This is a genomic window from Halorubrum persicum (assembly GCF_002727125.1).
Classification (GTDB): Archaea; Halobacteriota; Halobacteria; order Halobacteriales; family Haloferacaceae; genus Halorubrum; species Halorubrum persicum.
Map to the genome: position 1 here is coordinate 154,291 of NZ_NHOA01000084.1, position 19,567 is coordinate 173,857.

Sequence of the window (19,567 nt, forward strand, 5' to 3'; positions counted from 1 at the left end):
GTCGCCGCGCCGCGGACCGGCAGCCGGGACGCACCGCGCGCGGAAAGCCTCAAACCCTCCCCCGCCGAACCCCGCACATGCGCGCCCGGCTCGCCGCCGCCGGCCTCGTCGCCGTCGGCGTCCTCCTGATGGCGAACCCGCTGTACCTCCCCGTGCCGATCGGCGACCCCGACCCCGCGTACACCCACACCGTCCGCCCGGTCGAGAGCGGGTCGCCCGTGGCGGGGATCGAGACGCCGGACGTGGGGAACGGGACCGCCGCCGGCGTCGTCGACTACGACGACCTCGACCCCGCGGCCCGGGCGGCGTTCGACCGCGCGCTCGACGCTGAGACCGGATTCGACGTCGAGGACCCGGACGACCGCGTCGACTCGCTGTCGTATCCCACCGATCCGACGCTCGGTGACGGCCTCCTCGTGGTCGAGTACGAGGGCGCACGCTACGAGTTCTGGACGCGGACCGTCGAGCGCGAGCCCGGCGCCGTCGTCGCCCAGCGGATCGCGGTCCAGCCGGTCGCGTTCCTCGCCGGCTTCGTCGCCGTGCTCGCCGCGGCCGCACTCGGGGTTCGGGGACGCTCGGAGGGGACGGGAGAACGGAGACGGCGCTAGCTACCTCCCATCGATCCGGGCGATCTACCGGGGTTAGTCTGCCGCGTTCGGCTGTCCGACCGGTTTCGGAGCGTCGCCGGTCTCGATCGCGCGACGCGTCGACTCGTCGATCTCGACGAGGTGACACAGCGGGTTCCCGGGGTAGACGACGGGGTTCTCCAGCAGTCCGATCAGCAGGCCGGTGAACGGCGCGTCGATCGCGACCGCGTCCTCCTTGAACGGGTTGGTGATCGTCGCGATCCGCTCGCCCTCGTGGACGAGCGAGCCGCTCTCGAAGTGCGTGTCCACGATCCCGCCGGAGTCGGCGCGGAGCCACGTCTTCTCGCCGGTGCCGGCGACGATCGTCCGCCAGCCGGGCCACCGCACCGTGTCGGTTTCCAGGAGGCCGTACTCGGCGAACACCGAGCGCACGCCCGCGAGCGCGTCGTCGATGAGCGGGCGCTGGAACCGGTGGGCCTCCCCCATCTCGATCGTGATCGTCGGGATCCCGGCGTCGGTCGCCTCGCCGCGGAGGGTGCCGCTCGGGCCGTCGCTGTCGATGATCACCTTCGAGCCGAAGGACAGAGCGAGCCGGTGGACGCCGTCGTCGGTCATGTCGCCGCGGACGTGGAGCATGTTCGTCCGACCGCGGGTGGAGGTGTGGAAGTCGAGCCCGAAATCGCAGGGCGCGATGAAGTTCTCGTATATCTGGTGGGCCATCCGCTTCGAGCTGGTCGATCCGGCTTTTCCGGGGAACGACCGGTTCAGGTCGCGGTCGTAGACGGGGAGGTACCGCTGCTGGGCGATGAATCCCGGCACGTTGAGCACGGGGAGACAGACGAGCGTGCCCGCGAGCTCCGACAGGTCCCAGTCGTGGGCGACCTCGCGGACGACCTCGATGCCGTTGAGCTCGTCGCCGTGGGCGGCCGCCGTGAGGAACGCGGTGGGGCCGTCGCGCTCGCCGTTGACGATGGTGACGGGGATCCGGACCGGGTCGCCGAGGTACGTCTCGCTGATGCCGTAGCGGATGTTCTGTGTCTCGCCCGGCGACACCGCGCCGCCGTTGTACGTGAACATCCGATCGTCGCTCATGCCAGAGCGGAGCACGGCGGCAGGTATATATATGGCGACCCGCGGATTCGGTCCCCCGAGCCGCCCTCGTCGACGGCGCTGCACCCCGGACTCACCGATCGGTCGAATTTTTACGGGGGACCGCGCAGATGCTCGCATGAGTTCGGATCCGGTACGGGTGGGAGTGCTGTCGCTACACAACAGCAAGGAAACGAAGGCGATCTGCAACGCCGTCGAGGACCTCGGACACGAGCCCGTCTGGCTCCGCGAGGAGAACGCCGCGATCAGCGTCGACGACGGGGACGTGTCGGTCGAGCCCGCCGTCGACGTGATCGCGAACCGGCTGCTGCTCTCGAACACCGACCAGCCCGCGGAGCTGCTCGGGCTGGCGACCACGTTCGAGCGCATCCGGCCGATGCTCAACGAGCCGAACGCCGTGCTCGCGTCGATCCACAAGTTCGCGACCGCGGCGACGCTCGCCGACTGGAACATCCGCGTGCCGGACGCCCTGCTCGCGCTGTCGAACGACCGGCTGAACGAGGGGCGCGAGCGCTTCGGCGAGGTCGGCGTGTACAAGACCGCCATCGGCACGCACGGCGGCGGGACGTGGAAGGTCGACCTGACGGAGCGCGTGAACCCGAAGGTCGGGAACCGGCAGGCGTTCCTCCAGCGGCTCATCGACCGCGACGACGAGAAGCACCGCGACCTGCGCGTGTACATCGTCGGCGACCAGATCATCGGCTCGATGTACCGCTACGCCCCCGAGGGCGACTGGCGCACCAACGTCGCGCTCGGCGGGGCGGTCGAGGACGCCACCGACGACATGCCCGAGGAGGCCGCCGAGACCGCGCTGTACGCGGCCGACGTGATGGATCTGGACTACGCCGGCGTCGACCTCGTCGAGGGGTACGACGGCTGGTACGTCCTCGAAGTGAACCCGACGGCCGGGTTCAAGGGGCTGTTCGAGGCGACCGGCACGAGCCCGGCCCCGCACATCGCGAAGCTCGCGATCGAGGCGGTCGGCGGCGAGGTCGACGACGACGAGGTCGAGCGCATCTCGGCGACGCTCGACGACTCGCGGCCCTCCTGCGCGCCGATGCCGAAGCCGACGCCCACCGAACAGCCGGTGATCGGCTACATCGAGGAGGTCGTCGTCACCGGCACCTCCGGGTCGGACCAGGCGCTCGCGAAGTCGGACACGGGAGCGACCCGGACCAGCATCGACACCCAGCTCGCCGCCGAGATCGGCGCCGGCCCGATCAAGAGCATGACCCGAGTCAAGTCGGGCAGCATGAAGGGCGGGAAGGCCCGCCCCGTCGTCGACCTCGTCATCGGGATCGGCGGCAACCAGCACACCGTCACCGCCAGCGTCGAGGACCGCGGACACATGGAGTACCCGCTCCTCTTGGGCCGTGACATCCTCACCGACTACCGGGTCGACGTCCGGAAGCGCGCCGACGTGGAGGAGACCGAGCGCGGCGAGGCGGGCGAGATCCTCGAAGAGGAGGAGTAATCGCCCGTTCGCGCCGGCAGCGGCGGGGTCAGGTGAACAGCGCGATGACGAGCGCCACGAACAGCAGTTCGCCGCCGATCAGCACCGCCGCGAACAGCCAGTAGCGGTACGTCCAGAGCCACTCCTTCGACCGCGCCCACGCCGATCTGGGGCGGAGACCGCCCCCGTCGGCGGCCCCTGCGTCGTCGACCGCGTCGGGCAGGTACGACTCGTCGAGCCGCCAGCCGTCGCCCTCGTACGTCGCCGGCACTCTGGCGCCGACGACCTCGTCGACGTCGAGCGGCGAGACGCCCGCAGCCTCGAGGAAGGCGAGGAACGCCGTCGACTCCGCCAGCGAGCCGTGGCGGGGGGCGGGGAACCGCTCGGTGTGCGTCGCGTCGCCGTGCGGGGTGCGGAACTCCACGACGACCTCCTCGTCCGCCGACCGCACCCCGGTCACGATCAGCTCGCGCTCCGCGTCATTGAGGTACGCCTCTCGGAGGCGACGCTGTACCTCGTCGTCGACCTCGTCGCCGGGCGGTTCGGGAGCGTCGTCGACCTCGGCGGCGACAGTCGTCGACGCCTGATCGTCCGGAGCCGCCACGTCTCGGCCCCCGCTGGAGGGTCGGTCGGGCATCCGGTCGCCCTTGGCGGCGCGGTGCAATAAGCGCGTGGCCGACGGGGGGTTCTCCTCCCTGCACGCGGACGACGGACGCGGGCGCAGCGCGCTGTCGGAAGCCGTTTGAACGCCCGCGATCACGGGTCACGCATGCGCGAAGTGACGCTGCGGGTCCGCCACCGCGGGGGCCCGGAGTCGGAGGTGAGTGCACGGCACCCGGAGGTGACGCTTCGCTCGGTCTCCTCGATGACGGGGACGGGCGGCGAGCGAAAGCGGATCGTGGAGCTGCGGGGGCCCACGGCCGAGATCGAGTCGTTTCTGACCGAGTTCCGCCGCGCCGATCCCGTGGTGTCGGCGGAGCCGATCTCGCCGGTCGACGGCGGCCACGCGTACGTCATACTCACCGTCAACACCGACGGCTGGGAGGGGATCGGCGAGCGGCTCGCGTCCCTCGGCGTCCACTACCGGATGGGCACGACCATCTCCGGGGGGATCGAGCGCTGGACGGTGTACCTCGACGCCGATGACGACCTCTCGGCGCTGATCCGCGGGATCGAACGCGGCGGAAACGACGTCGAGCTCGCCCGCAACATCGAGCTCTCCGCTCTCGATCGCTCACCGAAACTGCCCGACGCGGGCATCCTCGACGGGCTCACCGACAGGCAGCGCGAGGTGCTCGCGACCGCCATCGCGGTCGGGTACTACGACCACGGGGGCGGCGTCGGCGTCGAAGACGTCGCCACGGAGCTCGGCATCGGGTCGACGACCGCGTGGGAACACCTCTCGCGGGCGGAAGCGACGGTGATGAACGCCCTGTTCGACCGGTTCGAGGAGTGGGGGCTGCTCGGGGAGCGCGGGGCGGACCGCGGTTCCTGAGAGCGCGAGTCGGAACGCGACCCCGGAGCTCCCTCCGATGCGCGCCGGGAGCGCCGCGTTCCGAACAATACTTTTGTACCTCCGGGTTGGAGCGTCTCGTATGAACGAGGGGACCGTGTCGGTGCCGGACGAGCAGTACGAGCGGCTCGCGGCGCTCGCGGCCGCTCGAGGCGTAACTCCAGAGACCCAACTGGCGCGCCTCATCGACGACGCTTACGAGGGGATCGACGCCGACGCCGCCCGCGCCGAGGCCCTCCCGCTCGGGGTGTGCGACGCCGACGACGACGCGGACGACTCCGACTGATCGGCGCCGTCGGCATCGCGAAGCGCGCTCAGGCCGGCTCTTCTTTCGTCACCTCGATCTCGACGGCGTCGGAGTCGACGCCGATTCTGGCGAACTGCGTCCGGACGTGCTCTTCAGCCGCGTCGAGGGCCTGATCGCGGGTGTCGAACCCGCGGGGCATCGGCTCCTCGAAGGCGACCCGGATCTCCTCGCCGTCGACGCGCAGGGCGGACCCGCCGCTCTCGACCTCGTAGAAGGAGTCGCACACCCAGACGTACGGGGCGTCCTCGTCAGGTGCGCCCTTGTAGGCGGGGGGATCCTCACCGCGCTCGAACACCGTGCCGGTGAGATCCGTCCCGCCGCCGCTGCCGCGAACGAGTATCATGTCTCCGGTACGGCCCGGAGACTCAAAAGGGGTCCGTGCGGGCGCTCCCGAACCGGACGACAGGGGGAAACGCTTTCGGCGCGGGAGGTGGTGGGTCCGTCATGACGCTGGAGGATTTCACCGAGTTCGGCGACGACGAGGACGACGGCGGCGGGGGCGCCGACGCTGCCGACCCCGCGGCTGCCGAGCCCGGCGGCACCGAGGGCGGTGGCACCGGACGCGACGGGGTCGACGGCGGCAGCGCGACCGACGGCGCCGGTGCGAACACGGCCGGCGGCGACGCCGCGACCGACGACGCGTTCGCGGCGTACGACGTGGAGGCGACCGGCGAGGACACCGGGCTCGGCGTCGTCTCCGTCTCGCAGGGGCTCCGGGTGGCCGAGGAGGACGACGAGACCACGCTGCGGGCGTTCGTCACGACCGGGAACCGCGAGGCGGTCCGGCTCGGGAAGTACCTCCTGATCCCGTACCCGGACGGCGAGCGGCTGTTCTGTCGGATCACCGGGCTGGAGTACGCCCAGGAGTTCCGGTCGGACGACGCCACCGAGATCCACGCCCGGCGGCAGATGCGCCGCGACGACTTCGCCGAGCGCGACTACAAGTTCATGGCCGAGTTGGAGCCGATGTCGGTCGTGTACGGGACCGGCGACGACATGAAACGCCGGATGACCGATCGGGTGCCGAAGCCCGGCGCGGTCGTCGAGGAGGCCTCCGACGACGCCGAGATCAAGACCGGGCTGAAGATCCCCGAGGACGGCGTCTTCCTCGGGCACCTCTCGGTCGGCGGCGAGAAGGTCCGGACGGCGGCCGAGCCCCCGACCGTCGACTACCGGGTGAAGGACGACTACGCCGACGGCGACCCCCTCGCGTTCCGCCACACCCTCGTCGCCGGCGGGACCGGCTCCGGGAAGACCCACGCCTCGAAGAACGTCCTCCGGCAGTACCTCGACTCGGACCGCACCTACCCGACCGGCGACGGGCGGGAGTCGCGGATGGCCGTCGTTCAGTTCGACCCGCAGGACGAGTACGCGCAGATGCACGACGACAACCCCGACCTCGACGCCGACTTCGCGCGGCGGCTGGATCGGGAGGGGATCGCGCACGGCGGCCACGACGACACCGTCGCGCTGGTGCCGCGGGTCGAAACGGCGACGTATCCGGGCGAGGGGCACCGGGCGGAGCGCGTGGAGTTCACGATCCCCTTCTCGCTGGCGCGGGACATGCCGTGGCTCGTCGCCGGCTCCGGGCTCAACGAGAACCAGTATCCGGCCCTGCTAACGCTTTTGAACCGCTTTTTTGGCGATTACGGGGACGACGGGACGTACAGCCAGTTCCTCTCGTACCTCGACGACCCGGCGCTCAAAGAGGAGCTCGACGAGAGCGGCCGCGTCCACGAGGCGACGTTCGACGCCGTCAAGCGCCGCGTTCGCGGCGTTCCGGGCGGCGTCTTCGACCAGGACGCGAAGCCGATCACGGAGCTCGACCACACCCTCGTCCGGCCCGGCGGGCTCTCCGTGGTTCCCACCTATCACCTCCCGACCTCCCGGCAGAAGGAGATCGTCGTGCTCGCGGTCGCGGGGCTGCTCGTGGACGACAAGCTCTCGAACGACCCCGACAGCGACCGGATCGAGGAGACGCCGCTGCTGGTCGGCATGGACGAGGCGCACAACTTCCTCGCCGACGCCGACACGGTGCAGGCCCGGAAGGTCGTCCAGAAGTTCACGGAGGCGGCCAAGCAGGGCCGCAAGGAGCGGCTCGGCCTCTTCCTGATCACGCAGGATCCGCAAGACGTGGCCGAGTCGGTGTTCAAACAGGTGAACACCAAGATCGTCTTGAACCTCGGCGACGAGGACGCGATCTCCAGCGTGAACATCCCCGCCAACCTCGCCGGGAAGGTGCCGTACATGGAGAAGGGGCAGATGGTCGTCTACTCGCCGGACAACTCCGAGCCGGTGGAGCTGATCGGGCTCTCGGAGTGCGTGACGCGGCACGACTGACCGGATTGTCGCCGCGCCGGAGCCGCCGCCGCCCTTTTTATCCCGAGTGAGAGAAGCGAGAACATGGCCAAGCGCATCCTCGTGGCGGTCGACGGATCGACGGAGGCGACCGAGGCGCTCCAGTTCGCGGCGTCGGAGTGGCCCGACGCCGAGCTGACGGCGCTGCACGTGATCAACCCCGCCGACTCCGCCACGGGCGCGGAGGGAGGGTTCCCGGGCGCCGCCGATCAGTGGTACGAGAGCGCCAAACAGCGCGGCGAGCGGATCTTAACCGAGGTGAGCTCCGCGGTCGACCGATCCGTCGAGACGCGGCTGGAGGTCGGGCGACCGACGGGAACGATCCTCGGCGTGGCCGGCGGAGAGGAGGCCGTCGGCGAGGACGACGGCTCCGGGGAGCCGTTCGATCACATCGTGTTGGCGAGTCAGGGGCGGACCGGGCTCTCCCGGGTCCTGCTCGGGAGCGTCGCGGAAGGCGTGGTCCGCCGCGCCGAGGCCCCCGTCACCGTCGTTCGGTAGGCGGCGGCCGGCGATCACTCCGCCGCGCGCTCCGCCTCGACGACCTCGCCGACGACCGTCCATCCCTCCTCGTCGGGACCGGAGCGCCCGAGCAGTACGGACTCGTGGTCCTCCGAGGTGATCAGTCGGAAGTCGGCGTCGCCGTCCGCGTCGGTGCGGACGCCTTCGCCACGGAACTCCCGCTGGAAGAACTCCGTCGAGGAGAACTCGAAGACGCCCGTCTCGCCGTCGTCGAGGGAGAGCCGGACGGGTCGGGGTTGGACGTTGTGGATGCGCTTGGCGATCGGATTGAGGTCGGGCATATCGGAACGTCCGTGGGGTCGGGGATAAAACCGCCGTGCGCGCTGTCCGCGACCGATCGACCGGATCCACACCGCGTTTCCGGAGTGAGCCGACCGTACGAGGTTAACTCCGCTCGGAGCGTCGATACCTGGGATCACCCATGCTATCAGATTCGGTAAACTACCTCCGCGACAGCGAGGACGCCGTCGTGACGGTCGCAATCGGCAGGCTGCTGCTGCTCGTCGTCGTCGCGCTCGTCGTCTCGCTCGCCGGGACCTACGTGACGCCGGCCGCGCTGGCCGCGGTCGCCGACTCGGGGCGCGTCGGCGACGGCTTCGCGATCGGCACGCTCTGGGGCATCGCCACGAAGCGGACGTACGCCGTCGGATGGCTCACCGCCGTCGCGGTGGTGTTTGTCGGTGCGCTGGCGATCGGCGTGCTCTCGATCGTTCCGATGCTCGGCACGATCGCCGGGCTCTTCGTCCAGTTCTATGCGACCGTCGCCGCCGCTGCGATCATCGGGTGGACGTGGACCGACGTGCGGCCGGTCTCGACCGATACGGCGGAGGTCGAAACCGCGGAACGGCCCGCAGTGTAAACGAACGGTGAGAAACAAGCAGCGGACGAAAAGCCGAGACCGCCGCGTTACGCTTCGAGAACGTCGTCGTAGTCGCCGGCGTCGACGCGGTCGTCGAACGTCCGGGCGTCCTCGCCCTCGATGGTGACGCCGAGGGAGGCGCAGGTGCCGCCGACCTCCTTGGCGGCGTTTTTCACGTCGTACGCGAGCAGGTCGGTCGACTTCTGCTCGGCGACCTTCTTCACCTGTTCGATCGACATGTCGGCGACGAAGTCCTCCTGCGGCTCGCCGGAGCCGGTCTCGAAGCCGGCCTCGTCTTTGATCAGTTCGGCCGTCGGCGGGACGCCGACCTCGATCGTGAAGGAGCCGTCGTCGTCGTACTCGATGGTGACGGGCACTTCCATGCCGTCGAACGCGGCGGTCTCCTCGTTGATCTGCGACACGACGTCCTGAACGTCCACCGGCGTCGGTCCGAGCTCGGGACCGAGCGGCGGACCGGGGTTGGCCTGCCCGCCGGGGACGAGCGCTTCGATAGTTCCAGCCATATCCGTACGAACCCGATGACGACTTTTAACGGTTGTTCTTTCGGGCAGGGGGAGCCAGCGGTTCGCACACTTCCGATATCGGCGTCGGGGCGGCCGTCGCCCGTCCGCGGGCGAACCGAGGGCGGGGATCGGTTACGGCCGCTCGTTCACACGGTGGGTGAACCGAGGCGGCGGCGCGGCTGGAGGAGTGGACGACTACGGATCCGGAGTCGCCGACCCGTCTCCCGACCCCGACTCCCTCGCGGTGCGCCCGGGGAGGAACGTCCCGGTCTCGCGGCGGACGCCGACGAGGAGCACGGCGCCCGCGGCGAGCGGGAGGACGGCGCAGGCGGCGTAGATGGGTGCGAAGCCCACCGCCTCGATCAGCGGCAGCGACACCATCGGACCGAGGCCGCCCCCAACGTCGCCGAGGACGTTGTTCGTCCCCGACGCTCGGCCCATCCGCTCGTCGGGGGTCAGATCCGCGAGCAGCGCCATCATCGGGCCGCTCGTGCCGCCCTGCCCGGCACCGATGAAGACGCAGGCGAGGGCGAGCGAGGCCACCGACCCGGCGCGAGCGAGCAGCAGGAACCCGGCGAACGAGACCACGAGGAACGTCAACAGTATCGGGGTCCTGGAGTCGCGGGTGTCCGAGATCCGCCCGCCGACGAACATGAAGCACGCCGCCGAGAGGACCGTCCCGGCCATGAACAGCCCCGACGTTCCCTGCGGAGCGAGCCCCAGCAGGGAGATGTCGTTTGCGCCGAGGAACAGCACGAGCGTGGAGAACAGCGCGCCGATGTACGCGAACATCAGCCCGAAGTTGACCAGCCCGACCGTCAGCGCGGGGACCGCGGTGTCGATGTCCCACGGCCGGATCGACTCTTCCGACCGGTCGCTCGTGACGTGCGTCTCCGGGACGTAGCGGTAGGCGACGACGCTGGCCGTCAGCGCGAACGCGGCGGCGACGGCGAAGGCCGCGACGTTGCCGGCGACCGCGGAGACGACGCCGCCGAGCACGAGGCCGGCCGGGAATCCCATCGTGATGCCGCCGCGGACGACGCCCATGTTCGTCCCCCGCGAGCCGCTGTCCGAGAGGTCGGCGGCGATGGTGTACGCGGTCGCGAACACCGCGGCGGAGCCGACCCCCCAGAGGACCCGCGCGATCAAGAACCACGTCTCGGGGGCGACGACGGCCGCCACCGCAGCGAACCATCCCTCCGGGCCGACCGTCACCGGACCGGCCGCGAGCGCCGGCAGCGACGCCGCGAGCGGTCGAAGCGACTCGGCCGGCGGCATCACGAGCGCGGCGACGTAGCCGAGGGTCGCGACGCCCTCGACGAACAGGCCGAGTACGAACGGCGTTCTCGTCCCGTACCGGTCCACGAGGGCGCCGGCCGGCGCGTTGGCGACGAGCCGCACCCACCGGTTCGCGGAGAGGATCACGCCGACCATGAACGCCGAGATGCCGAGCACCGCGCCGAGGTTGGGCAGGATGGGGAAGACGACGCCGCCGCCGAAGCCGACGAAGAAGGTGCTGGCGATCACCGCGAGCAGCACGGTCGGCGGCCGATCGATCCCGAGCAGCCCCACGTCAGTCGCCTCGTTTCGGGGCGCCGGTCATTCGCTCCCGCTCTCGTCGACGGGCGCCATCGCCGCGATGCCCGCCTCGAGCGACGGCAGTTCCGCGCCCTCTGCGAGGAGCGGCTCGACGATTCGTCGGAGGGTCGCTTCCGCGACCGCTCGCGTGTAGGTCGGCTCGGGGCCGGAGCCCTCCGGGTCCCCGCCGTCCCCCTCCGACCCGTCACCGTCGACCGCGTCCGCGCCCCGACTGAGCGTGATCTGTCGCGTCCGCGCCCCGTCGAGGGTCGCGACCAGCAGCGCCGCGGTCTCCCCGACGTCGACGTCGCGGAAGACCCCTTCTTCGATCCCCGATTCGAGAATGTCGACGACGGTCCCCCGGAGCAGGTCGTCGCTCCGGGCGAGCTGGTTCCGGATCGGCTCGTTGAACGGCCCCTGCGTGCGGAGTTCGAGAAGCGCGATGTGGAACGCCTCGCGATCGACGGCTCCGGAATCGAAGACGAACCAGCCGATGAACCCCACGAGGCGCTCGGCGGGGGGGTCGTCCGCGTGAGCCGCGATGCGGTTCTCGGAGTCGGTGATGACGCGGTCGAGAAAGGCGACGAGCAGGTCCTCCTTGGTGTCGTAGTGGTAGTGGAGCAGCGACTTGCTCTTCGAGCACTCGTCGGCGATGTCCTGCATCGTCAGGCCGGCGTAGCCGTGGGCGCGGAGCGCGTGGTAAACCCCGTCCATGATCTCGTCGGCCGCGCCCGGCTGGTCGCTCATTGACTGACCAGTCAGTCAGCGATCAGTAAATCCTTATCGATCGAGGAACCCGCCGGCCGCTACGCCGGACGGAGCAGCGGCTCAGCGGTGTAGAACAGTCGAAAAGCCGATACTCCCGTGAACGTCGTCGCCGGAGTTACAGGCGGGTGACGTTCGTCGCGCGCGGACCCTTGTCCGCTTCCTCGATGTCGAACTCGACTTCCTGACCCTCTTCGAGGTCCGGGCCGCCGACGTCCTCCATGTGGAAGAACACGTCCTCGTCCGCGTCGTCAGTCTCGATAAATCCGTAGCCGCCAGTGTCGTTGAAGAAGTCAACTTCGCCTTTCGCCATTGCATCCGTACTCGAGGGCGGACCGCATAAAAGGCTTCCGCGAGCGAGACGGACATGCCACCGTGCGCCACACCTCGGAGTGTTGTGAGCCGCGTCCGGGGGACCAGGTTCCACTCGTCGGACGGGGTCGCGTGCCCACGCCGGACAGAGTCGCGTGCCACACGCCGGACAGAACGACCCCGGATGCGGGAGGGGGATCTGTCGGGGTGGATCCCGCCGTGTTAGTAACTACTATACGACCGCGGTTGAAACCGGTAGGTATGAGTCAGTCGTACAATCGAGGCCTCATCGAGGACTTCAGCCGCTGGCGGGAGTTCCAAGCGGGGATGTGGGCCTGGATCTTCCATAAGTTCACGGGGTGGGTGCTCATCGGCTATCTGTTCACTCACATCGCTGTGTTGAGTACCGCGATCCCGGCAGCCAACGGCGCGACGATGATGTTCCAGGGCTCGGAAACCGACGTGTTCACGGGGACGATCGTCAGCCTCGAAGGGTTGCTGCTGGTTCGCATCTTGGAGGTCGGCCTGCTCGCGGTCGCCGTCTTCCACATGCTCAACGGCACCCGGCTCCTCCTCGTCGACCTCGGAGTCGGGCTGGAGGCACAGGACAAGAGCTTCTACGCGTCGCTGATCCTGACCGGAGCGATCACCGTCGCGTCCGTTCCGACCTTCATCGCGGGGGCGTTCTGAGATGGCTGAGCGCTACTCCTCGTTCAACTCCGGCGGTCGGATGTGGCTGATCCAGCGCGTCACGGCGGCGTTCCTGCTGGTCGTGCTGGCGTTCCACTTCTTCCTGCTCCACTTCGTCCACCACGCCGACGAGGTCACGCTCGCGGCGAGCTCGGCGCGGATGGAGCAGCTGAGCTACTACTCGCTGATGGTGCTGTTCCTCGTGACCGCGACGTTCCACGGGGTCAACGGCGTGTACAACGCCCTCGTCAACCAGGGGCTCACCGGTACCAAGCGCACGGTCGTCAAGTGGTCGCTCGTGGCCGCGAGCGTCGTGCTACTGTTCCAGGGGATTCGGACGGCGAACGCGTGGGCGGGCGGCTTCCCACTGCTCTGAACTATGAGTACACAGACACCGACACAGACGGAGGAATCGAGCGAGACCGACGCCGAGGCGGACGTTCCCTCGAAGGGCGACGAGCGCCGCGACGAGAAGCGGCGACGCGCCGCCGAGGAGCGGGCGCGCCGACAGGCCGAAGAGGCCGAGAAGGCCGCCGCCGACGAGGAGACGATCGAGCTGAAGGTGTTCCGGTACGACCCCGAGATCGAGGGGAAACAGGAGCCCCGATTCGACACGTTCCACGTCCCGTTCACGAAGGGGATGACCGTCCTCGACGCCCTGATGTACTCGCGGGACACGTACGACTCCTCGCTCACGTTCCGACACTCCTGCCGGCAGGCGGTTTGCGGCTCCGACGCGATGTTCGTCAACGGCGGCCAGAAGCTGGCGTGTAAGACCCAGATCTCGGACCTCGAAGAGCCGATCCGAGTCGAGCCGCTCCCGCACGCGGACGTTCGGAAGGACCTCGTCGTCGACTTGGAGCACTTCTACGACCAGATGGAGGCCGTCGAGCCGTACTTCCAGACGAACGAGTACCCCGACGGCGAGCTGGAGGAGCAGCGGCAGACGCGGGAGAACCGCGAGAAGATCAAGATGTCGACCCGGTGTATCTGGTGTAGCGCGTGTATGTCCTCGTGTAACATCGCCGCCGGCGACAACGAGTACCTCGGCCCCGCCGCGATCAACAAGGCCTACCGGTTCGCGATGGACGAGCGCGAGGGCGAGGACATCAAACAGCAGCGGCTGGAGATCATCGAACAGGAGCACGGCGTCTGGCGGTGCCAGACCCAGTTCTCCTGTACCGAGGTGTGCCCGAAGGACATCCCCCTCACCGAGCACATCCAGGAGCTGAAGCGCGAAGCGGTCAAGAACAACCTGAAGTTCTGGTGAGCACGGTGGACACGCTCAAGTCACTCCGAACCTAACGAGAGATCATACAACAATGCACGAACACGACGTTATCGTTGTCGGCGCCGGGGGGGCGGGACTCCGGGCGGCGATCGCGGCACAGGAAGCGGGAGCCGACGTGGCCATCGTCTCGAAACTCCACCCGGTCCGATCGCACACCGGTGCGGCAGAGGGCGGCATCAACGCGGCGCTGCGCGACGCCGACTCCTGGGAGGACCACGCCTACGACACGATGAAGGGGTCCGACTACCTCGGGGACGCCCCGGCGGTCGAGGCCCTCTGTCAGGAGAGCCCCGAAGAAGTCATCCAGCTCGAACACTGGGGTATGCCCTTCTCCCGCGAGGAGGACGGACGCGTCTCCCAGCGACCGTTCGGCGGCCTCTCCTTCCCCCGGACGACGTACGCCGGCGCGGAGACCGGCCACCAGATGCTCCACACGATGTACGAGCAGGTGGTCAAACGGGGGATCACGGTGTACGACGAGTGGCACGTGATGGACCTCGCCGTCACCGACGAGGAGGACCCGGCGGAGCGGACCTGCCACGGCGTCGTCGCGTACGACATCCAGAGCGGCGAGATCAGCGGGTTCCGCGCCGAGAACGGCGTCATCCTCGCGACCGGCGGGATGGGACAGGTGTTCGATCACACCACGAACGCGGTCGCGAACACCGGCGACGGCGTCGCCATGGCGTACCGCGCGGGCGTCCCGATGGAGGATATGGAGTTCATCCAGTTCCACCCGACGACGCTGCCGTCGACGGGCGTCCTCATCTCTGAGGGGGTCCGCGGCGAGGGGGGTATCCTCTACAACGAGGACGGCGAGCGGTTCATGTTCGAGCACGGCTACGCGAACAACGACGGCGAGCTCGCCTCTCGGGACGTGGTCTCGCGCGCCGAGCTGACCGAGGTCAACGAGGGTCGCGGTATCGAGGACGAGTACGTCCACCTCGACATGCGCCACCTCGGCGAGGAGCGCATTCTCGACCGACTGGAGAACATTCTCCACCTCGCGGAGGACTTCGAGGGCGCCGACGGGCTCACGGAGCCGATGCCGGTCAAGCCCGGCCAACACTACGCGATGGGCGGCATCGAGACGAACGAGTTCGGGGAGACCGTCATCGGCGGCCTCTACGCCGCCGGCGAGTGCGCCTGCGCGTCGGTCCACGGCGCGAACCGCCTCGGCGGCAACGCCCTCCCCGAACTCATCGTCTTCGGCAAGCGCGCCGGGCGCCACGCCGCCGGCGAGGAGATGGGCGAGGCCGAGGTCACGACCGGCAAGCAGGGCGACTGGGAGCCGGCCGACTACGAGTTCGAGATCGAGGTCGGCGAGGTCGGCGGACAGGGTCCCGCCGCGGCCGACGGCGGCGCGGTGGCGACCGACCCCGACGGCGTCCTCGAAGCCGAGGTCGAGCGCGCCAAGTCCCGCGTCGAGGAACTGCTCTCGCGGAAGGGACGCAACCACGCCGAGATCCGCTCGAAGGTCCAGGAGACGATGACCGCGAACGTCAACGTGTTCCGCGAGGAGGGCCGGCTCGCCGAGACGCTCGGCGACCTCCGCGAGGCCCGCGAGGCGTACAAAGACGTCGCCGTCTCGGACCCGTCCCGGACGTTCAACACCGACCTCATCCACACGATGGAGACCCGGAACATCCTCGACATCGCCGAGGCGCTCACGATGGGCGCCCTCGCGCGCGAGGAGTTCCGCGGCGCCCACTGGCGGAAGGAACACCAGGAGCGGAAAGACGAGAACTGGCTGAAACACACCCTCATCTCGTGGAACGACGGCGAACCCGAACTCTGGTACAAGCCGACGATCCTCGAAGGTGAGAACAAGACCTACGAGCCGAAGAACCGGTCGTACTGAACGCCGGCACAGGGTCGTACTGAACGCCGGCACAGCCACGATCGATCCGGATCGTTCACGGTTTCCTATCCGTCGTCGGTCGAAATCCGGCCGACGATCGCGGCCGTCGATGCGTTCTGCGCCGACAGTTCCGACCGCGTTCCGACGCGCTTTGGGCGTTTTTGCTCCGTTTCAGCCGGTCTCTGTGATTTCGACGATCGTTGAATAGGGGGTTTATTATCGTCGAACCCAATGCATCGGACAAGATGTTAGAGACACAGACCGCACCCGCCGCGGCGCCGGCGCTTCCGCCGGAGCTGCAGTCTCCCCGGGCGAAGCTCGTCTACCTGTATCTGACGACGAACGGCGACGCCACCGTCTCGGAGATGGGCGAGTCGCTGGGGATGAAGAAGCTCTCGCTGTACAGTATTCTGAAGACCCTCCGGAAGGAGGATATGGTCGACTGCGACGGCGACACCTACGCGCTGAACTGACGGAAACGGTCGTTCTTCTCGGGGCTCGACGCTTCGATCCCGCCAGCGGAGCGTTTACCAGCCCGCGGGACGCAGTGGGGCCGTGGACGCGAACCAGAAAGAGCTCCGGAACCCGTTCGGGATGGACACCGACTGCGAGAACTGTCCCGAGCTGTGCGGCCCCCGCGATCGCGTCGTGCACGGCTACGGCGACGTGGGCGGGGAGTTCCTCGTCGTCGGCGCGCGACCGAACGCCCCCGCCGAGGCCAACGGTATCCCCTTCACCGGTGCGGGCGCCGGCGAGCGGATACAGTCGATCTTCGCCGACCTCGGGTTCGTCCGGTCGGCGCCGGACGCGTCGGAGCCGGACGTACAGAACGCCTTCTTCACGAACCTGACGCGGTGTCGGCACCCCGAGCGCGAGCCGACCGACAGCGAGGTCGAGACCTGCGAGCCGTTCCTCAACGCGGAGATCCGGATGATAAACCCGCAGATCATCGTCCCCGTCGGCGAGCGACCGCTCCGCGAGCTGGCGGTCGAGTACACCACGCGGCGCCCGGATTCCTTCGACATCGACACCGAGCACGCCACGACGATCCGGGGACGGGGCTTCGAACTGGTGCCGATGAAGGAGCCGGCGGCGATGACTGACGACGAGGCGGACGCGTTCCGGACGCATATGCGCGAGAACGTGCTGAGTCGGGATTACCGACAGACGAAGGGGCGGCAGAGTCGCTGAAGGCGCTCGTACGACCGAACGTCGGGCGGCCAGAGCCCCCGCGATCAGTCGTCGTCGAGCTCTTCCACGTCGTCGATCGCGTCGCCGAGGAGGTCGGTCGTCGCGTCGGCGCTGTCCGCGCCGAAGGCGCAGTCGATGAGGATGTGGCCGCCGAGCGTCGTGGGCGAGATCACCTGGTCCGCGCCGGCTCGGCGGAGCTTGTTGATGTTCTCCCGCTGGGTCACCGCCGCGACGATCCGCACGTCGGGATTGAGCTGTCTGGCGGTGAGGATCGCCAGGGCGTCGCGCGCGTCGTCCTCGGTCGCGACGACAACCGCGCGGGCGCCCTCGAGGTTGACGCGTTCGAGCGGCTCGACGTCGCTCGGGTCGCCGGTGAGCACCGGAACGTCGTGGTCCGCGAGCCGCTGGGCGGCGGTCTGGTGGGTCGTCACGACGGCGTACTCGGTGCCGTCGCGGGCGTCGAGTTCTTCGAGAATCGGTTCGGTCAGGTCCCCGTACCCGAGCACGAGGACGTGGTTGTCGAGGAGGTCGATCTGTTTGTCAGTCATTTTTCCGAGCGCCTTGGAGAGTTGCGCCTCGATGGCGGGCGTGAGGAGGACACCGAGCGCCACCGCGAACGCGGCGACGTTCATCACGAGCGAGGAGAGCACGAACAGCTGCGCGATGTCGGAGGCGGGACCGCTCGCCGGGTGAACGTCGCCGTATCCGACGGTCGAGGCGGTGACGACCGTGAAGTAGAACGCGTCGACGATCGTCTCGACCCCCTCGAACTGGTCGCTGAGCGCGTAGGTCCCGACCGTTCCGTACGAGATCGCCGTCACGAGCGCCGCGCCGGCCGCGAGTTGGGTCGGCGACGGCGAGAAGTGCCTGTCGAACCGGCGCCGGTTGTACATCAGCGCCGGCATCGAGACGACCGACAGCGCCACTAAGGGGAACGACAACACCGACGCCTGCATCAGCCCCTGAAGCGCGGTCAACGGGAGCAGAACGGCCGTGGAGTACCAGCCGACGCGGTAGCCGTTCCGCAGCGCAAACCCGCTCCCGAACATCGCGAAGCCGGTGATCGTCCCGGTGAACCCGACGGTCTGTCGGACGACCTCCGGGACGTGCGGGGAGAGCGGACCGTCGACACCGAGCCCGCCGATCTGAGCGAGGCCGGCGAGGATCGACAGCACCGCGACCGCGAACGTCAACAGAATGGACGCCCGGACGGTCACCCAATCACGGGTCAGCTCCATGGTGGCTCGTCGCCGACGCCGAACTTAAACCCCGCGAGCCGGAACGAGCCCGTTCTGCGTGGGAACGGGAGCCTCGGTCGGTCACCCCGCAAGTGGCGACACACGTTTAACCCCGCCGCCGGTTGAGGGGCGTATGTCACTTCCCGTCGAGATCGTCTTCGGGATCTACCTCGGCATCATCACGGGGATCGTCCCGGCGCTGGTCGCCGGGGTGCTCGGGTTCGTTTTTAAGTACGTCACCGACGTGACGATTCCCGGGCTCGGGGTCGTCGTGTTGTCGCTCGCGATCGCCGGCATCAACGGCGGGCTGCTGGCGCTCAACGACCAGACCATCCGATCGTCGGAGCGTGCCCCGGCGATTCTCACGGCGATCGTCGTCGTGTTGATGATCTCGCTGTACGCCCACGCACAGGGGGACCGGTTGGGCGCCAGCGTCCCCAAGCGGATCTCGCTCAAACAGCTCCGCGACCGGACGCTCTCGACCGACGTGATCGAACTCGTCGGCGGTCGAGGACGGGTCTCCGTCGAGGTGTCCGGGGAGGTCAGCGACATGGAGGGGTATCCGCCGCTGCCGGCCGAGACGCGCCAGGCGATCCTCGACGGCGACTGGACCTTCCCGGCGGACCTCCCGCTCGGTGAGCTCGAAGCCCGATTCGCGGAGCGGCTGCAGACCGAGCTCGACCTCTCCGACGTGGCGGTCCGGATCGACGAGCAGGCGCGCGCGACGGTGGCGGCCGCGCCGCCGACCGGAGCGCTCTCGAAGCGGGTGCCGGCCGGCAAGCGCGCGGTGTCGGTATCGGCGCTCGTGCCGACCGGGATCGCCCGCGGTGACGTGGTCCGCGTGATCACCCCGGACCGTGTCGTCGAAGGGGCCGTGCTCGCTGCCCGATCGAGTGGCAAGCCGGAACCGGGAGTGGCCGCCGAGCCGGCGGGCGGCGACGATCCGACGCCGGACGACGACCTCCGGACCGACGGCGGCGAGGCGGCGGTCCCCTCTCCCCCGGCGGCGACCGCGCCCACGACGACCGGCGGCGAGGGACGGGTGACGGTCGCCGTCGACCGGTCCGAAGCGACGGCGCTCCTAGGTGTGGACCGGGGGCGCGTGCTGGTGCTGTCGCGAGGGACCCGCCGGGAGTACGAACTCACGGCGCTGCTGCGCCGGACCGGCAAGCGGTTCCGGAAGGTCTCGGTCGTCGCCGGCGGACCGTTGGACGGCCACACCATCGGCGAGGCCGAGGTCCGCGAGGCGTACGACGTGGCGGTCCTCGCGGCGCGTCACGACTCGTGGACGATCGCGCCGAGCGGGTCGCAGCCGCTGTCGGCGGGCGACGAGCTGTTCGTCGTCGGGAGCCGCGACGCGATAGACCGGTTCGCAGAGGTGGCCGCGTGACGCCCGCGGTCGCCGCGGCCG

General features: G+C 69.1%; 22 protein-coding genes and 1 pseudogene. 14 read left to right on the forward strand and 9 right to left on the reverse strand.

Annotated elements, in window-relative coordinates:
• Positions 1–77: 77 nt before the first annotated feature.
• The gene (locus DJ69_RS10675; protein ID WP_099255587.1) at positions 78–608 is read left to right on the forward strand and encodes a hypothetical protein; all 531 of its coding nucleotides are present in this window, start codon (positions 78–80) and stop codon (positions 606–608) included.
• 33 nt (positions 609–641) lie between these two features.
• Here DJ69_RS10675 and DJ69_RS10680 read toward each other — a convergent pair whose 3' ends face one another.
• Positions 642–1,679 (reverse strand): succinylglutamate desuccinylase/aspartoacylase family protein, encoded by a 1,038-nt coding sequence (locus tag DJ69_RS10680; protein ID WP_099255588.1) that lies wholly within the window; start codon positions 1,677–1,679, stop codon positions 642–644.
• A 136-nt stretch (positions 1,680–1,815) separates the two neighbouring features.
• Here DJ69_RS10680 and DJ69_RS10685 point away from each other — a divergent pair, with 136 nt between their 5' ends.
• Positions 1,816–3,171 carry a putative ATP-dependent zinc protease gene (locus DJ69_RS10685; RefSeq protein WP_180271789.1) on the forward strand — a complete coding sequence of 452 codons (1,356 nt, stop codon included), beginning with the start codon at positions 1,816–1,818 and terminating at the stop codon, positions 3,169–3,171.
• A 28-nt stretch (positions 3,172–3,199) separates the two neighbouring features.
• Here DJ69_RS10685 and DJ69_RS10690 read toward each other — a convergent pair whose 3' ends face one another.
• On the reverse strand, positions 3,200–3,787 hold the full coding sequence (locus tag DJ69_RS10690) for a hypothetical protein (protein WP_099255589.1): 588 nt from the start codon (positions 3,785–3,787) through the stop codon (positions 3,200–3,202).
• A 132-nt stretch (positions 3,788–3,919) separates the two neighbouring features.
• Here DJ69_RS10690 and DJ69_RS10695 point away from each other — a divergent pair, with 132 nt between their 5' ends.
• Together DJ69_RS10695 and DJ69_RS10700 are read left to right on the forward strand one after the other, a co-directional pair.
• Positions 3,920–4,645, forward strand: coding sequence for a helix-turn-helix domain-containing protein (locus tag DJ69_RS10695; RefSeq protein ID WP_099255590.1), 726 nt, complete (start codon positions 3,920–3,922; stop codon positions 4,643–4,645).
• Between the two features lie 100 nt (positions 4,646–4,745).
• On the forward strand, positions 4,746–4,949 hold the full coding sequence (locus tag DJ69_RS10700) for a hypothetical protein (protein WP_099255591.1): 204 nt from the start codon (positions 4,746–4,748) through the stop codon (positions 4,947–4,949).
• A gap of 28 nt (positions 4,950–4,977) precedes the next feature.
• Here the strand turns inward: DJ69_RS10700 and DJ69_RS10705 are convergent, their stop codons facing one another.
• Positions 4,978–5,313: a DUF7113 family protein gene (locus DJ69_RS10705; protein WP_099255592.1), complete on the reverse strand. Its 336-nt coding sequence runs from the start codon at positions 5,311–5,313 to the stop codon at positions 4,978–4,980.
• Positions 5,314–5,414: 101 nt separating this feature from the next.
• On the opposite strand from DJ69_RS10705, the gene DJ69_RS10710 reads away from it, so the two are divergent.
• Both DJ69_RS10710 and DJ69_RS10715 read left to right on the forward strand, forming a co-directional pair.
• The gene (locus DJ69_RS10710) at positions 5,415–7,310 is read left to right on the forward strand and encodes an ATP-binding protein (RefSeq protein WP_099255593.1); all 1,896 of its coding nucleotides are present in this window, start codon (positions 5,415–5,417) and stop codon (positions 7,308–7,310) included.
• A gap of 63 nt (positions 7,311–7,373) precedes the next feature.
• A complete protein-coding gene (locus tag DJ69_RS10715; protein ID WP_099255594.1) occupies positions 7,374–7,826 on the forward strand; it encodes a universal stress protein in 453 nt (150 codons plus the stop codon).
• A gap of 14 nt (positions 7,827–7,840) precedes the next feature.
• Here DJ69_RS10715 and DJ69_RS10720 read toward each other — a convergent pair whose 3' ends face one another.
• Positions 7,841–8,128 (reverse strand): transcriptional regulator, encoded by a 288-nt coding sequence (locus DJ69_RS10720; RefSeq protein WP_099255595.1) that lies wholly within the window; start codon positions 8,126–8,128, stop codon positions 7,841–7,843.
• Positions 8,129–8,319: 191 nt separating this feature from the next.
• On the opposite strand from DJ69_RS10720, the pseudogene DJ69_RS10725 reads away from it, so the two are divergent.
• Positions 8,320–8,706, forward strand: a pseudogene (locus DJ69_RS10725) (DUF4013 domain-containing protein); the annotation flags it as partial.
• 47 nt (positions 8,707–8,753) lie between these two features.
• Here the strand turns inward: DJ69_RS10725 and DJ69_RS10730 are convergent.
• From DJ69_RS10730 to DJ69_RS10745, 4 genes are all read right to left on the reverse strand, one after another.
• Positions 8,754–9,230 carry a 50S ribosomal protein L11 gene (locus DJ69_RS10730; protein WP_099255597.1) on the reverse strand — a complete coding sequence of 159 codons (477 nt, stop codon included), beginning with the start codon at positions 9,228–9,230 and terminating at the stop codon, positions 8,754–8,756.
• A gap of 195 nt (positions 9,231–9,425) precedes the next feature.
• Positions 9,426–10,802, reverse strand: a complete 1,377-nt coding sequence (locus DJ69_RS10735) for an MFS transporter (RefSeq protein ID WP_180271790.1) — start codon at positions 10,800–10,802, stop codon at positions 9,426–9,428.
• 27 nt (positions 10,803–10,829) lie between these two features.
• On the reverse strand, positions 10,830–11,555 hold the full coding sequence (locus DJ69_RS10740) for a TetR/AcrR family transcriptional regulator (RefSeq protein ID WP_099255598.1): 726 nt from the start codon (positions 11,553–11,555) through the stop codon (positions 10,830–10,832).
• 136 nt (positions 11,556–11,691) lie between these two features.
• Positions 11,692–11,886, reverse strand: a complete 195-nt coding sequence (locus DJ69_RS10745) for a cold-shock protein (RefSeq protein ID WP_004046659.1) — start codon at positions 11,884–11,886, stop codon at positions 11,692–11,694.
• Positions 11,887–12,146: 260 nt separating this feature from the next.
• Between DJ69_RS10745 and sdhC the strand changes: the two genes are divergently transcribed.
• The 6 genes from sdhC to DJ69_RS10775 all read left to right on the forward strand — a co-directional run bounded on the left by sdhC (position 12,147) and on the right by DJ69_RS10775 (position 16,918).
• Positions 12,147–12,575 carry a succinate dehydrogenase, cytochrome b556 subunit gene (sdhC, locus tag DJ69_RS10750; RefSeq protein ID WP_099255599.1) on the forward strand — a complete coding sequence of 143 codons (429 nt, stop codon included), beginning with the start codon at positions 12,147–12,149 and terminating at the stop codon, positions 12,573–12,575.
• A gap of 1 nt (position 12,576) precedes the next feature.
• Positions 12,577–12,951 carry a succinate dehydrogenase gene (locus tag DJ69_RS10755; RefSeq protein WP_099255600.1) on the forward strand — a complete coding sequence of 125 codons (375 nt, stop codon included), beginning with the start codon at positions 12,577–12,579 and terminating at the stop codon, positions 12,949–12,951.
• Between the two features lie 3 nt (positions 12,952–12,954).
• Positions 12,955–13,845 (forward strand): succinate dehydrogenase/fumarate reductase iron-sulfur subunit, encoded by an 891-nt coding sequence (locus DJ69_RS10760; RefSeq protein WP_099255601.1) that lies wholly within the window; start codon positions 12,955–12,957, stop codon positions 13,843–13,845.
• A 52-nt stretch (positions 13,846–13,897) separates the two neighbouring features.
• Entirely contained in the window at positions 13,898–15,727 is a 1,830-nt protein-coding gene (locus DJ69_RS10765; RefSeq protein WP_099255602.1) for an FAD-binding protein, read from the forward strand.
• A gap of 245 nt (positions 15,728–15,972) precedes the next feature.
• Positions 15,973–16,200, forward strand: coding sequence for a helix-turn-helix domain-containing protein (locus DJ69_RS10770; RefSeq protein WP_099255603.1), 228 nt, complete (start codon positions 15,973–15,975; stop codon positions 16,198–16,200).
• 82 nt (positions 16,201–16,282) lie between these two features.
• Entirely contained in the window at positions 16,283–16,918 is a 636-nt protein-coding gene (locus DJ69_RS10775) for a uracil-DNA glycosylase (protein WP_099255604.1), read from the forward strand.
• A 44-nt stretch (positions 16,919–16,962) separates the two neighbouring features.
• On the opposite strand, the gene DJ69_RS10780 is transcribed toward DJ69_RS10775, so the two are convergent.
• Positions 16,963–18,156: an NAD-binding protein gene (locus DJ69_RS10780; protein WP_099255605.1), complete on the reverse strand. Its 1,194-nt coding sequence runs from the start codon at positions 18,154–18,156 to the stop codon at positions 16,963–16,965.
• Between the two features lie 133 nt (positions 18,157–18,289).
• On the opposite strand from DJ69_RS10780, the gene DJ69_RS10785 reads away from it, so the two are divergent.
• On the forward strand, positions 18,290–19,546 hold the full coding sequence (locus tag DJ69_RS10785; protein WP_099255606.1) for a potassium channel family protein: 1,257 nt from the start codon (positions 18,290–18,292) through the stop codon (positions 19,544–19,546).
• Positions 19,547–19,567: the final 21 nt, after the last annotated feature.